General features: G+C 45.2%; 10 protein-coding genes. 7 read left to right on the top strand and 3 right to left on the bottom strand.

The window, feature by feature from the left end; translation table 11 throughout:
- Positions 1–321: 321 nt before the first annotated feature.
- Entirely contained in the window at positions 322–1,989 is a 1,668-nt protein-coding gene (gene asnB / locus L990_RS00205) for an asparagine synthase B (protein WP_047444322.1), read from the bottom strand.
- A 782-nt stretch (positions 1,990–2,771) separates the two neighbouring features.
- Here asnB and polA point away from each other — a divergent pair.
- Both polA and L990_RS00195 read left to right on the top strand, forming a co-directional pair.
- Positions 2,772–5,555, top strand: a complete 2,784-nt coding sequence (gene polA, locus L990_RS00200; protein WP_047444320.1) for a DNA polymerase I — start codon at positions 2,772–2,774, stop codon at positions 5,553–5,555.
- Positions 5,556–5,679: 124 nt separating this feature from the next.
- Entirely contained in the window at positions 5,680–7,554 is a 1,875-nt protein-coding gene (locus tag L990_RS00195) for a M1 family metallopeptidase (protein ID WP_047444318.1), read from the top strand.
- Positions 7,555–7,594: 40 nt separating this feature from the next.
- Here L990_RS00195 and L990_RS00190 read toward each other — a convergent pair whose 3' ends face one another.
- A complete protein-coding gene (locus L990_RS00190) occupies positions 7,595–9,181 on the bottom strand; it encodes an aspartate:alanine exchanger family transporter (RefSeq protein WP_047444316.1) in 1,587 nt (528 codons plus the stop codon).
- 216 nt (positions 9,182–9,397) lie between these two features.
- Here L990_RS00190 and L990_RS00185 point away from each other — a divergent pair, with 216 nt between their 5' ends.
- The 4 genes from L990_RS00185 to L990_RS00170 all read left to right on the top strand — a co-directional run bounded on the left by L990_RS00185 (position 9,398) and on the right by L990_RS00170 (position 14,111).
- Positions 9,398–9,733, top strand: coding sequence for a hypothetical protein (locus L990_RS00185; protein WP_052180603.1), 336 nt, complete (start codon positions 9,398–9,400; stop codon positions 9,731–9,733).
- 365 nt (positions 9,734–10,098) lie between these two features.
- On the top strand, positions 10,099–12,330 hold the full coding sequence (gene pflB / locus L990_RS00180) for a formate C-acetyltransferase (RefSeq protein ID WP_047444315.1): 2,232 nt from the start codon (positions 10,099–10,101) through the stop codon (positions 12,328–12,330).
- A 163-nt stretch (positions 12,331–12,493) separates the two neighbouring features.
- Positions 12,494–13,219 carry a pyruvate formate-lyase-activating protein gene (gene pflA, locus L990_RS00175; RefSeq protein WP_047444313.1) on the top strand — a complete coding sequence of 242 codons (726 nt, stop codon included), beginning with the start codon at positions 12,494–12,496 and terminating at the stop codon, positions 13,217–13,219.
- A 103-nt stretch (positions 13,220–13,322) separates the two neighbouring features.
- Positions 13,323–14,111 (top strand): formate/nitrite transporter family protein, encoded by a 789-nt coding sequence (locus L990_RS00170; RefSeq protein WP_047444311.1) that lies wholly within the window; start codon positions 13,323–13,325, stop codon positions 14,109–14,111.
- A 145-nt stretch (positions 14,112–14,256) separates the two neighbouring features.
- On the opposite strand, the gene L990_RS00165 is transcribed toward L990_RS00170, so the two are convergent.
- Positions 14,257–14,571, bottom strand: a complete 315-nt coding sequence (locus tag L990_RS00165) for a rhodanese-like domain-containing protein (protein WP_047444309.1) — start codon at positions 14,569–14,571, stop codon at positions 14,257–14,259.
- Positions 14,572–14,898: 327 nt separating this feature from the next.
- On the opposite strand from L990_RS00165, the gene L990_RS18920 reads away from it, so the two are divergent.
- On the top strand, positions 14,899–15,369 hold the full coding sequence (locus L990_RS18920) for a hypothetical protein (protein WP_156121251.1): 471 nt from the start codon (positions 14,899–14,901) through the stop codon (positions 15,367–15,369).
- Positions 15,370–15,473: the final 104 nt, after the last annotated feature.

The following is a 15,473-nucleotide window of genomic DNA, read 5'->3' as shown; positions in this document are numbered from 1 at the left end:
CTCACAAAGAAAGCAAATTATGCGTGATGCAGCCCATGGTTTTCTCCGAATATTTTTTTTAATAGCTTAATTCAGCACCGCTCAATAACTCTAATTACCAGAATCAACTCTTCGATCAGTAAGATAATCCATCCAAAAGCAGCACTAAAGATTGTGGCTGATAGTCCACCAGAGGGGAACACTCAAGAATAAGCGCTCGCACTTTTCCACGAGGCGCATGTCCTAAAAAAACACCCTCAGAGCATGCTCTAAGGGTACTGGGTTTCATATATAAGATTCCGCGCTAACCTCCACGGCTAGCCTAGTAGTAAACAACCGAAGCTACTTATACCCGTCGTTATGGATGCTCGTTACGGCTCGGCCCGATGGGTCGTTTAGGTTTTGAAACGACTGATCCCAAGCCAGCGCCTCGGGTGTGCTGCAGGCTACCGACGGTACCGATGGGACACACGCCGCAGCCGAATCGCTAGGGAAATGCTCGGTAAAGATGCAGCGGTAGTAGTACTCCTCCTTGCTCATAGGCGGGTTGATCGGGAAGCGGTACTTAGCATTAGCCAGCTGTTCGTCGGTTACCGAATTAGAGGTTACCTTCTTTAGCGTGTCTATCCAGCTGTAGCCTACGCCATCGGAGAACTGCTCCTTTTGGCGCCAGGCAACGCTCTCGGGTAGGTAGTCCTCAAAGGCCTTTCGCAGCACCCACTTCTCCATGCGCCCATTGCCCGACATCTTATCCTTAGGGTTAATGCGCATGGCCACGTCCATAAATTCCTTATCGAGGAAGGGTACACGCCCCTCCACGCCCCAAGCGGCCAGCGCCTTGTTGGCACGAAGGCAGTCGTACAGATGCAGCTTGCCGAGCTTGCGCACCGTTTCGTCGTGGAGCGCCTTGGCGTCGGGCGCCTTGTGGAAGTAGAGGTATCCACCAAAAAGCTCGTCGGAGCCTTCGCCCGAGAGCACCATCTTTACCCCCATCGACTTGATGACACGCGCCAGCAGGAACATGGGTGTTGATGCGCGAACGGTGGTTACATCGTAGGTTTCGAGGTGGTAGATAACGTCGCGAACGGCATCTAGCCCCTCCTGAATAGTAAAGTGAATTTCGTGGTGAACCGTACCAATATGCTCGGCCACCTTTTTGGCTGCGACCAAATCGGGTGAGCCATCGAGGCCAACAGCAAAGGAGTGCAGCTGCGGCCACCATGCCTCCTGCTTATCATCGCTTTCTATACGTTTAGCGGCAAACTTTTTGGCTACGGCAGAAATTATAGAAGAGTCTAGCCCTCCAGAAAGCAGCACACCATAAGGAACGTCAGACATCAACTGACGGTGAACCGCCTCCTCCAACGACTTGCGCAGAAGAGCAATATCCGTTTCGCTATCCTTAACAGCGTCAAACTCCATCCAATCGCGCTTGTACCAAGGCTTCATAACTCCATCGGTGCTACACAGGCTATGCCCCGGAAGAAACACTTCAATTTTATTACAGTATCCCTCCAGCGCCTTAAGCTCCGAGGCCACGTAGTAGCAGCCATACTGATCCCATCCCTGATAAAGGGGAATAATGCCCATGTGGTCGCGGCCAACTACGTAAATATCTTTTACCCGATCGTAAAGCGCAAAGGCAAAGATGCCGTTGAGCTCCTCCAGAAAGTCGGGTCCCTTCTCCTGGTAGAGCGCTAGGATGACTTCACAGTCGGAGTTGGTCTGAAACTCGTACCGATTCTCGAAGCGCTTCCTAATTTGGAGGTGATTGTAGATCTCGCCATTTACGGCGAGCACCAGATTTCGGTCCTTGCTGTAAAGGGGTTGGCGACCCGACTGGGGGTCTACAATAGAGAGGCGCTCGTGGGCGAGTATCGCCTTGTCGTCGCAGAAGATGCCCGACCAATCGGGCCCGCGGTGCCGTATGCGCTTGGCCATATCGAGCACCTGTACGCGTAAATCTGCCGACTTTGCTTTCAGATCGAAAACTCCGACTATTCCACACATAGTATACGTAAATTAGTTGTCTCTTGCTTTTCCAATAACAGCTCATCCCCGGTAGGTATCACGACACACGCATCAGGTAGCACGATGCCTATGCCGGCTAAAGTTAACCAACCATACACCTTTCCCTTGATTTTCGTAAAGCGCCAGACCTACGCCAGGCGGCCTAGGAGGCTAGCTACTACATCCTCCGAAATCGGATTTTGACAAGTAACTTTTTATTGGCGATAAATCAAAGCTAAATAGTACTAGCATCCAGCGTTACAAGAACAATATGCTTTATTAATATAATGATATTCAAAACATATAATCAGTAAATAAAAGCACCTGTATCAGTTATAAAAAACCGCACCAATACAAACATATACAAAGTAACCAATCATAACTTCCTAAAAAAAGGAGAATCAGTTAGCCCTTTGAATAGGGAACTAAAGTACCCATACAATCTTTTTCTCCACCAAGGCTATACTGATAAAAATTAAGCAAAACCCAAATGGTTTTTTGCTCCCAACTCGGCTAGCGTAACAAACCCGGTGTGGGGTTTGGTTCCCAGCTCAACTAGAGTGAAAAAAACCGAGTGGTTTTTTAGTCCTTATGCTCGTTACTAGGTTCTTTTTTATATCTAGCTCGAACATATTACCAAGGTCTTGGTGAATTACTCATACAATGTTTTATTCAAAAAGCAAGTTTATAATTACTTTCAACCAATCTTTCCCAATTAGAAACTCCCCCGATCTTTTGCTATCTTGCCGTATTAAATAGATAGAAAGCAAATACTACCCATCATGGATAAACGTCTGTTTCTGCTGGACGCCTACGCGCTAATCTTTAGGGCGCACTACGCGTTCATCAACCACCCAATGACCAACGCCAAAGGATTAAACACTTCTCCCATTTTTGGCTTTACCCGAGCGCTGCTCGAGATTATCAAAAAGGAGAAGCCCACCCACCTGGCGGTTGCCTTCGACGTGGGCCGCGTTACCTTTAGAACGGAGCTCTATCCTGCCTACAAGGCGAACAGAGACGAGACGCCCGAAGATATTCGGCTAGCTTCGCCGATAATCAAGGATATTCTGCGCGCCATGAACATCCCCATTCTGGAAGCAGAAGGCTACGAAGCCGACGATATAATCGGAACAATAGCCCATCGAGCTGAAGCGCATGGCTACACTACCTACATGGTTACGCCCGACAAGGACTACGGCCAGCTGGTTACCGAAAAGATATTCATGTACAAACCCAAGAAAAGCGGCAACGACATCGAGATTCTTGGACAAAAAGAGATTTGCGAAAACTACGGCATAACCACCCCAACGCAGCTTATCGATATTCTGGCACTGTGGGGCGATGCTAGCGATAACATTCCAGGTGTTCCCGGTATTGGGGAGAAGACGGCCTCAAAGTTGGTAGGTGAATGGGGCAGCGTGGAGAATATTCTAGCAAACACCGATAAGCTGAAGGGAAAACAGAAGGAGAACATAGAGGCATCGCGCGAACAGCTGGCGCTAGCCAAAAAGCTGGCAACAATTGCGCTCGATGTTCCCGTCGATTTCGATGAGGAAAAACTTACTGTGGACGAACCTAACCGCGATAAGCTGCTGGAGCTGCTTACCGAGCTGGAGTTTGGTTCCATCATCAACGAGATGGGGCTACGCAGCGCTGAAGTTACTGTTCCGAGTAAGGCTAGCCAACCATCGACAGGGCAGATGTCGCTATTTGGCGAAGCTGAGATTGTTGAGATGACTACCACGAAAAGCCATCGCACCATAAAGGATGTGGATCACTCCTATCGCATAGCACAAGATAGCAACGAGATAGAAAACCTTATCGAAACCCTTAAGGCAAACGGAGAGTTTACCTTTGATACCGAAACTACGGGGCTAAATCCAATTGAGGATAGAATTGTTGGACTTTCGTTTGCCATACGCGAGCATGAGGCTTGGTACGTTCCCGTACCAAAAAAAAGGCTAAATGAGATAATGAACCTCTTCAAACCGCTATTCGAGGATAAGAACATAAGCAAAATAGGGCAAAATATAAAGTTTGATTTGCTGGTACTTAAGGCCAATGGAATTGAGCTAAAGGGTAAGCTATTCGATACAATGGTAGCCCACTACCTAATAGAGCCGGAGCTTCGCCACAACATGACCTACCTTTCGGAAACCTACCTCAACTATTCGCCCGTCGAAATAGAGGAACTCATAGGCGCAAAAGGTAAAGCGCAAGGCAATATGGAGCATGTCGAGATCGAAAAAATTGCAGAATACGCTGCCGAAGATGCTGATATTACGCTGCAGCTACGACAAAAACTTGAACCAATACTTAAGGAACAAGGATTAGTAGACCTTTTCGAAAATATAGAAATGCCGCTCATTCCAGTGCTTGCCGACATGGAGTTTACTGGAGTTAAAATTGATGATATAGCCTTGAAGGAATATGCTGGATTACTGACCAAAGATTTAATTCATCTCGATGATGAAATTAAGCAGATGGCTGGAGTTCCTCACCTCAATATCATGTCGCCAAAGCAGCTGGGTGAGGTGCTATTCGACAAGCTTAAGATCAGCGATAACATCAAAAAGACAAAAACCAAGCAGTACTCCACCAGCGAGGAGACGCTTCAGCAGCTACGCGACAAGCACCCAATAGTTGATAAGATACTTGAGTATAGAGGCGTAAAGAAGCTGCTGTCGACCTATGTGGAAGCATTACCTGCGCTAATAAGCAAGGTAGATGGTAAGATTCACACCTCGTACAACCAAACCATTACCGCTACAGGACGGCTTAGCTCCAACAACCCCAACCTGCAGAATATCCCAATCAGAGATGAGCGCGGTAAGGAGATACGTAAGGCCTTCATTGCAAGCGACGAAAACCACGTACTGCTTTCTGCCGACTACTCTCAAATCGAGCTTCGGCTTATGGCCCACTTCAGCCAAGACCCAACCATGGTGGAGGCATTTGTCAATAATGCAGACATCCACACCGCAACGGCCGCTAAGGTTTACCACATTGCCGATAACGAAGTGACCAGAGAGCAACGTGGCAGAGCCAAAACGGCAAACTTTGGAATCATATACGGGATATCAGCATTTGGACTCTCGCAGCGCCTTAACATACCAAGAAGCGAAGCAAAAGAGCTTATAGATGGATATTTCGAAACCTACCCAAAGGTAAAGGAGTATATGGAAAATGTCGTTGCTAAAGGCCGCGAACACGGATACGTAACCACCATTTTTGGCAGGAAGCGCTTTCTCAGAAATATTACCTCCAACAACGCCATTATGCGAGGGCTAGACGAGAGAAACGCCATAAATGCGCCACTGCAAGGTTCCGCCGCCGACATCATTAAGATTGCCATGATCTCGATTGCTGAAGAAATAAAAAAACGTGGTCTCAAATCAAAAATGACCCTTCAGGTACATGACGAATTGGTCTTCGATGTGCTCAAGCCAGAGCTCGACGAGGTAAAACAGCTCGTTATAGAAAATATGGAGAACGCTGCCAAGCTGGCCGTTCCGCTAATTGCCGAGGCCGGAACTGGTACGAACTGGCTAAACGCTCACTAGCATTCTAAATAAAAGGACAAAACGCCATGAGTACGACTCATGGCGTTTTTTTTATAAAAAACACCCTCCAAGTAGCTACATTCATGTTTTTGGAACGTCTATTGCCAAAACAAGCTACTTCAATATGCAAAAAACAAAAGTCATTTTTACAGGACTAACGCTTCTTCTCTGCAGCGGAATATACGCTCAAGAGTCAAGCAAGCTATTTGTTCCCATCAACTTCCAGCGGGCAGTACAGAAAGGGACAAGAACTTCTACAGGAAAACCAGGCGATCGCTACTTCCAAAATAGATCAGACTATAGCATCAAGGCTACCTTTAACCCGTTAACAGGTTCGCTTGAAGGCAAGGAAACTATTCGTTACACCAACAATAGCCCTGATACGCTTAAGCAAATCGTGGTTCGGCTATATCAAAATCTATTCAAGTCCGAAGCAACAAGGCAGCTAGATGTCGATCCAACCGACCTTGGAGAGGGCGTCACCATTCTTGATTTAAAAATCGACAACCAAAGTTACGCCCCAAGTTCACTAAAACACGTAGGCACAAATGCCTTTCTTTCATTACAAAAAGGTATAAATCCTACTAATACAACTACTATTGACATATCATGGAAAGTAAAACTTCCAAATAAGACTCAGCTCCGATTTGGAAGATATGATGCCTCTACCTACTTTGTTGGGTACTGGTTTCCTCAAATTGCCGTATACGACGACATAAATGGATGGAGTACGGACTGCTTTACAGGACTTCAGGAGTTCTATAACGACTATTCCAACTTCGAGGTCGAGCTAACTCTTCCAAAAAATCAAATCGTATGGGCAACCGGAGAACTCCAAAATGGGAAGGAACTATTTACCGACAAGATTTACGAAAGAATAGAGCGTGCCCAAAAAACCGATAGCGTAACACACATTATCACCGCAAAAGACTACAATGAAGGGCAAATACTTAAGGCAAAAGGAAGCTCCACGTGGAAATTTAAGGCTACCAACGTCAGCGATTTTGCCTTCGGAGTAAGCGACCACTACGTTTGGGATGCAACAAGCGTAAACGTTGATGAGAAATCTCAACGAAGGGTGATAGTTAACTCGGTTTATAAGAAAGACTCTAAAGTCAGTTCAGATGTAGCATCAATTGCCCGAAGATGCATACAACGCTACTCTACCGACATTCTTGGAGTGCCTTACCCCTACCCACAAATGACAATCTACGAAGGCGAAGGAGGGATGGAATACCCGATGATGTGCAACGACGGACCTAACGAGAATCTTCTTCAAAGGGTATTTGTTACGTCACACGAGGTTTTTCACAGCTACTTTCCGTTTATGGTTGGTACCAACGAAACCCTGTACGCCTGGATTGATGAAGGCATCACCACCGTCATCCCAAAAGCAGTTGAGCTAGAGTATGGAAACCAAAATGCCCACTACTACATCAAATCGTATAGCAAAAGAATGGGAACGTCCAACGACATACCGCTATCTGTGCCTAGCACCAACCTCAGCTCAACTACCTACATGATGCAGAATTACGGAAGAGCTGCTGCTGGGTTCTATACGCTCAATGAAATGCTGGGCCCTGATAAGTTTAGAATGATCCTGCAGGAGTTCATTAGCAGATGGGAAAGTAAACATCCAACACCAACAGACCTAATTAACACCATTAACGACGTAACCAAGAATGACTATTCTTGGTTCTGGAACAAATGGTTTTACGAATATGGCTATGCCGATTTATACCTCCATACGGTTAGCGTAGAAAATAATAATGTAAAGTTAACAATTTGTAATAAAGGAAATTTACCCGTACCTATTAAGCTTAAGATATATTTTAACGATAACACATTCGAGACTATCCAAGAAAGTGCCATGATATGGAAAACAGCTAACAGCTGGGATCTAAACAAATCATACTCCAAACCCATTACCAAAATAGTGCTTGGAGACAACAATACTGCAGATGCAGACTATTCAAATAACACGTACATTGTAAAGTAGTAAACAAAAGAGGAGAACCAGCAGGTTCTCCTCTACTTTTTTATAAGATGCTTAATATTTGAATCACGATTATCAGCAGTACCAAAGCTATTGGATATACCGTTGCGTAAGCAAGCGTAGGCATATTGGTCTTAGTCATCGTATCCGTTGCAGCCAAACCTGGAGTGCTAGTCATACCTCCAGTAATAGCACCTAATAGGTAGAAGATATTCATCTTAAAAATAAAATGACCAACTAAAGCTGCAATGATCATAGGGAAAAGAGTGATGGCAGCCCCAATCAAAAAGAGCATTATACCATACTGCTCGAAGGTTGCCACAATATGTTGACCTGCAGACGTACCCACACCAGCCAGAAAAAGCAGCAATCCGAGCTGACGAAGCAGCTGGTTAGCAGATCCAGTCATTGTCCACATAATAGAACCTGTACGACCAATACTACTCAAAACAATCGCAACCAACAAAACACCCCCTGTTAAGCCTGGAGTAAAAGTAAAATTTGGACCCAACGAAATACTAATTTTACCGCAAATAACCCCCAGAACAATCCCTGCCGCAATAGGGAAAAAGTCGGTTGCGGAGAGGGCTTTAGCATCATTACCTAAAAGTTTAGCTACCTCTGCCGTATCATCTTTATGTCCAGCAACTAAAAGTTTATCCCCAAACTTAAGCTGAACATCGGGCGTTGGGGCAATTTCGACGCTCGAACGACGTATTCGAGTAACCGTAACATCGTAGTTTCCCCAAAGGTTTAGCGAACCAAGGGTATGGTTAATCAGCTTTTTATTAGTAACAAGCAGCGATTCGAGAACGTAGTTCTTATTTGGAACAAGATCCATATCAACTTCCTCACCAATTAAATACTTAACCCTATCTAAAGCATCAAGGGTACCAACCGCTTTTATCACATCTCCCTCCTGAAGAACGGTATTCCGAGTAACCACTACGGTTTCTTGGTTTTTCAAAATTCGGGATATATTGGCACCAGTCATGGTTCTCACACGGAGATCCTGTAATGTCTTTCCAATCACATTTACATTTTCGACTCTAAAAACTTTGCTATGCAAAGCGGGAAACTGCGTACTCTGCTCCTTCTCCAACTTTTCCTCCAAAAGCCTGAGGTCGGTTCTAAATAATGAAGGAAGCAGCTTAACAAATAAGATAACACCAATCACCCCAAACGGATAAGCAATACCGTAGCCGATAGACGAAACCGAAGATTTTGTGCTCTCGATAGCAGCAGCCAACCCCGGAGTGCTAGTAAGAGCACCAGCTAAAAGCCCTGTCGAGATTTTAGAATCCAGCCCGAATAGTAGGGAAAACAGGTAGCTAATCGCCCCCGCACTTAAAATTAGAATCGTAGTGAGGATAGCCAAATCACGCCCTTTACTCTTGAAGGAGTCTATAAATCCGGGGCCGGCTTGAATCCCTATCGTAAAAATAAAGAGTATCATCCCAAAATTTTGGATATCTGGCGGTATAACAATACCATAATGACCAAAAAGTAGGGCTATAAAAATAACCGCTGAAACATCCAGCGAGATCCCCTTGATTTTAATCGACCCCAATATAAAACCCAGTGCAATTATCAGGAAAAGCGCAAAGTACGAAGAACTTAAAAGGTCCATTTATGTAGTAGTTGGTTAGATTACAAAGGTAAAATATTGCCCGAAGATGTTAAATCCGAAAAATTTTGAAAAATAAGACCCAAAAAAGGCCTTCAAATTCACTAAAGTCCAAAAAAAGTTATAAAATTGCATCAGTTCTAAGGACAAAGTCCACAGTGTTTAACAATTAAAACTAATAATTAATACCGTTAGGTAATTTACAAATTCGGCTCCGAAATGAAAGCAAATAAAGATTTTCGACCCGGTTCAAAGGATACAACTTATGAATCTGATGATCTGAAGAAAGGGAAAAAGCTTACACCTGATAAGAAGCCCAAAAACGAAAAGAAAGAGTTGTACGATGTCGATGATTTCGAGGAGGAGTACGATCTTCAAAAGTATAAAAGAGAGTCTATCTCCGACTTCTACGATGAGGGAGAAGAGGAAGATGAGGACTACGAGGAAGAGTACGATGAAGATGAAGAGTACGATGACGAAGATTATGACGACGATGACGACGAATATGAAGAAGACGAATACGAAGAAGATGAAGTAGAGATAAAAAGAAACTAATAAACAACAATATGAAAAGGGTCACCTCCAAGAGGTGGCCCTTTTTGCATAACCCTCTATGCTGCTCGGCAGCATATTTTCATTTGTTCGCCTTATTTAACGGAAACTACACGTTTTATAGCTGGTGTACCTTCCCGTTCTTTTTATCATGTCTAAATAGGACCATATCTTTGAGCTGGAATAAATACTGATTAAGGCTACTAACAAAGTCCTTCTGCAATAATTGATTTGCATTAGTAGTACATGCTACGAAGTTGGTTTTATTTAACCACCATTATTTGCATCAAAACTATTGACCAACGACCAGTTGGAAGGGGAAAGTTATGCCTTGTTGGTTCGTAACATTTTAATCTTCATTATAGAGAATGGAACAAAACATCAATTTCAAGGGAGGAGTTTGGGAAACCGAAATCAACGTTAGAGATTTCGTTAACAAGAACATCACCCCTTATGAGGGAGATGCATCTTTCCTTTGCGGTCCAAGCGAAAGAACCAAGAAGATCTGGAACATCTGCAAGCAGGGACTAAAGGAAGAAAGAGACAACAACGGGGTTCGTAAGATTGATAATAAGGTCGTTTCGGGAATCACCTCGCACAAGGCCGGATATATCGATCAGGAGAACGAGCTCATCGTTGGTCTTCAAACCGACGAGCTTCTAAAACGCGCCATGAAGCCCTATGGCGGTATTAAGGTAGTTGAAAAAGCATGCAGCGAGCATGGACTAGAGGTAGACGAGCATGTCCTTGACATCTTCACCCACTATGCCAAGTCGCATAATGACGGTGTATTCGACGCCTACAACGACGAAATCAGACTATACCGCTCGTTAGGATTCCTTACTGGACTACCCGACAACTACGCCCGTGGACGTATCATCGGAGACTACCGACGCCTAGCACTTTACGGAATCGACCGCTTGGTTGCAGCCAAGAAGCACGATCTAGAAAACCTAGGAGGCCCTATGACCGAACACCGTATTCGCCTTCGCGAAGAGGTTGCCGAGCAAATTAAGGCGCTTGAGAAGATTAAAATTCTAGGTTCGTACTACGGACTAGACCTAGCGCGCCCAGCACACAATGCCCAAGAGGCGGTACAGTGGGTGTACATGGCCTACCTTGCTGCAGTAAAAGAGCAGGATGGTGCAGCCATGTCGTTGGGTAACGTGTCATCATTCCTAGACATTTACATCGAGTACGATTTACAAAAGGGAAACATTACCGAGGAGTTCGCTCAGGAGCTAATCGACCAGTTTGTTATCAAGCTTCGCATGGTACGCCACCTTCGTATGGATGCCTACAATGAAATTTTTGCTGGCGACCCAACCTGGGTTACCGAGGCAATTGGCGGTAAGACATCTGACGGACGTACCAAGGTTACCAAAACCTCGTTCCGTTTCCTTCAAACGCTATACAACCTAGGACCATCACCAGAGCCAAACATGACTGTGCTTTGGACTCCTAGCCTACCCGATGGATTCAAGCACTTCTGTGCGCAGGTATCAATCGACACCTCATCTATCCAGTACGAAAACGACGACCTAATGTGCGCTACCCGTGATTCTGAAGATTACGGTATCGCCTGCTGCGTATCGTACCAAGAAATCGGAAAGCAAATTCAGTTCTTCGGAGCACGTACCAACCTTGCCAAAGGGCTGCTACTTGCCATCAACGAAGGCCGATGCGAGATTACCGGAAAGCAGGTTGTTAAGAATGTTCCTGCTCTAAAGAACACCGACGTACTAGACTACGATGAGGTAATGGCCAACTTTAAGCTTGTAATGAAGGAGATGGCTCGCGTTTATAACGACTCGATGAACATCATCCACTTCATGCACGATAAGTACTACTACGAAAAAGCACAAATGGCATTCGTTGATACCGACCCTAAGATCAACTTGGCGTACGGTGCAGCAGGTCTTTCTATCGTAGCAGACTCCCTATCTGCCATCAAGTTTGCAAAGGTTAAGCCTATCCGCGACGATAAGAATATCGCCATTAAGTTCGAAACTGAAGGAGAATTCCCATTCTACGGAAACGACGACGACCGCGTAGATACGCTAGCCGTTGACGTTCAAACCTACTTCAACTCGCTGCTTACCGAGCTGCCAACCTACAAGAATGCGCAACCTACCCTATCTATCCTTACCATCACCTCTAACGTGATGTACGGAAAGAAGACCGGTGCCACTCCTGATGGTCGTGCCAAGGGTGTAGCCTTTGCTCCTGGTGCCAACCCAATGCACGGACGCGACACCAAGGGAGCTATCGCTTCGCTTAGCTCGGTATCTAAACTCGACTACGAAAGCTCGATGGACGGTATCTCCAATACCTTCTCGATCATTCCTAAGTCGCTAGGTAGCTCGCAGGAAGACAGATTGGACAACCTCATCTCGATGATGGACGGCTACTTCTCGAAAGGTGCGCACCACCTTAACGTGAACGTACTTAACCGCGAGATGCTAGAGGACGCCATGGAACATCCAGAAAACTACCCACAGCTAACCATCCGCGTTTCGGGATATGCGGTGAACTTTGTTCGCCTAACCCGCGACCAGCAGCTGGAGGTTATTTCACGCAGCTTCTTCGATAAGATGTAATTTACTCGTATCGCCCAAGTCGTTACGTCTCCCACACAGATGGAAGGCTACGCCAAGGCGAAAGCGAGGTACAGAATACTAACCAGCCGGGTTATATTCCCGGCTGGTTTTTGAATTAAAACCTTAATTGTAGGTTATAATCCTACTATAATAAAGCAATATAATGCTAAACGTACACTCCTACGAGTCGATGGGAACGTTCGATGGACCAGGATTGAGGTTGGTAGTCTTCCTGCAAGGCTGCAACTTTAAGTGCCTCTACTGCGCCAACCCCGACACAATAACCCTTAAGGGTGGCACACCGACCGATGTAGAAGAAATCGTTAAAATGGCTATCAGCCAGAAAGCCTTCTTCGGTAAGAGGGGCGGCGTAACCGTTTCGGGCGGCGAGCCAACGCTTCAAGCAAAGGGGCTTATCAAGCTATTTAAGAGGCTAAAGGAAGAGGGAATCCACACTTGCATAGACAGCAACGGTAGCGTTTACAACGACGATGTTGACGAGCTGCTGAACTACGTGGATATCGTCCTACTCGACGTTAAGCATTTCAATCCCGAATGGCATAAGAAAATCACCAACCAGACAAACGACAAGACCCTGCTAATGGCCAAAAGGCTCGAAGAGCGCGGTATCAAGTTCTGGCTTCGCTACGTTCTAGTTCCGGAATATACCGACCAAGTGGAGCACATGAATGCGCTTGGTGAGTACTTTAAGGAGTTTAAACACCTAGAACGCATGGAGATTTTGCCCTACCACACCCTCGGAAAGCATAAGTACGAGCACCTCGATATGCCCTACCACCTCGAAGGTGTAAAGGATAACACACCCAAACAGCTCGAACAGGCTAAAGCGCTATTCGAAAAGTACATTAAGCACGTGGTAGTAAACTAAAAGAATAAGTAGCGCTAGGTGGCATGCCGCTTAAATTCGATTGAGCAGAGATCCCTACCTACCCCACAAATAAAATTAGAAGACCCTATAACATAGATTACTGATGAATTTCAATTCACCAAAGCAGATAGTAGAGGTTGTTGGACTATCTGCCCAAGCAAGAACCAAGAACTCCATTTCTACAACTCTTGTACTTGCCTTTTTGGGAGGAGCCTACATTGCACTGGGCGGACTGCTGGCCATCGTTATTGGAGGTGGCGTACCTGGCATTGCTGCTGCTAACCCTGGGATAAGTAAATTTCTAATGGGCGCAGCGTTCCCTGTAGGACTTATGCTGGTTGCCATTGCTGGTGGCGAGCTCTTTACCGGCAACACCGCCTACTTCATTCCTCCTGTAGCATCGGGTAAGCTACCCGTATCGAGCATGCTCAAGAACTGGGGATTGGTGTACATTGGCAACTTTTTCGGAGCCATTTTTGTGGCCTACTTTGTAGGTTACCTTACAGGCACCCTAACCGCCGAACCCTGGAAACAGTTTACCCTACACATTGCGGAGGTTAAAACAACTGCCCCATTCTATAAAGTTTTCTTTAAAGGAATGGCCTGTAACTGGTTTGTGGCCATTGCCATGTGGCTAGCCTACGCCTCCAACCACATCTCGGGTAAGATACTCGGTATCTGGTTTCCGATTATGGCTTTTGTGGCTATGGGCTTCGAGCACTGCGTTGCCAACATGTTCTTTATCCCATCGGCCATGTTGCTGGGCGCACCCATCACCTGGGGCGACTTCATCGTAAACAACCTAATACCAGCAACCCTTGGCAACATTGCCGGCGGAAGCATTCTGGTTGGAGGTCTTTACTGGTACGCCTACGGCGAAAAAAGAAGCTAAACCAGCATCAAACGCACTTGTGCCGCACCAAGCGAATAACCCACCGAACGTGGAACATCAGAACCTGCGGAGAGCAAAAAATAAAAAGAGGGGCTAAACAGCCTCTCTTTTGCGTTATGGCAACCCTAACCCGATTTTAAAGCATCTATTCGTTTAAATGCCTATAAAACCCACGAAAACCACCACCATTATGCACCTCGGTAAAGCCTTGATGCTTTAAAAATGTCTTAGCGGAGGCGCTACGGGCACCCGATGCACAGTAAACGATAATCGGTTTGTCCTTATCCAACCCTGCTACCTTGTGCGGCAAAACGGTTATAGGGATATTAATTGAACCCTTTATGTTGCCTGTTGCAAATTCCTGTGGAGTACGTACGTCAATAATGATGGCGCCTCGGGCAACCACCTCCTTCAAGTCTACCTTCGGTCCTGCTCCGAAGAGTGCGCTAAATATTCCCATAGTCGTCTATTTTCATTTTTGTTGTAAGTAACGCAGCAGCCAGCTCAATGTTCGGCACCATTTTACCTAAAGCAAAGAAAGTATTTATACAACCAACTCCAGGCCTATCCATCATCCAAAAAAAAATAGCGTAAGACACCTAAAAAAAAAGAGGCTGATTTTAAACAAATATTTTAGTAGCCCTGTTTTTTACCTAACGAGGGTGTTAAAAAAATAACAACAAGATAACAACCTCCTGCCTTTTAAGGAATAAACAGTAGCTATTTGGTTAGGGGCTGTTTAGTATTAGCAGCTTAAAAGGTTAGTTTTAACATAAAAATGTTTAATATGAAAGCATTATTAAATGAGGATCTAACAAAAACGAATCAAGCGGAGATAGAAGATTATATCTCTAAGATGGAAGGTTTAGTTAATCCAAACACCCCTGTACTAACACCACAGGAGCGACAAACCTACGGTAAAGGCAATGGTAATAGTAACAAGCTACTGGTTGCTGATGTAAAAACTCAAAAAACCAACCAGCCTCACCTAAAGTCGGAACTTATTAACTGGGAAGAATTTGATAAAGACTACCTATCAAGTAGCATAATTGAAGGTTGGCTAATGAGACTTTACTCTATTGCTTACAAGCTAGAAAGCGCTAAGATGATGCATGACTACAACAACTACAATGCTGCTATAGATCAGTACGCTCATTTAGAGTACCTAAGCCGTAATAACGTACAAGGTGCAGCAGAGGCTCATCGCCAGCTAAAAGAGCACTTTAAGAAGAACAAGTCTAACAAGAATGACAACTAACATCAACATCTATCTAGTACGGAAAAGGGTGATTGGTAACCAATCACCCTTTCTATTTTAATAAATACTATAGCTAAGTAGCCCCTTCTATTCGTGCAAGGTTG

Source organism: Alistipes sp. ZOR0009, assembly GCF_000798815.1.
GTDB lineage: Bacteria > Bacteroidota > Bacteroidia > Bacteroidales > ZOR0009 > Acetobacteroides.
Note: the sequence above shows the minus strand (reverse complement) of the source record. Positions and strands in the feature narration are given on the sequence as shown.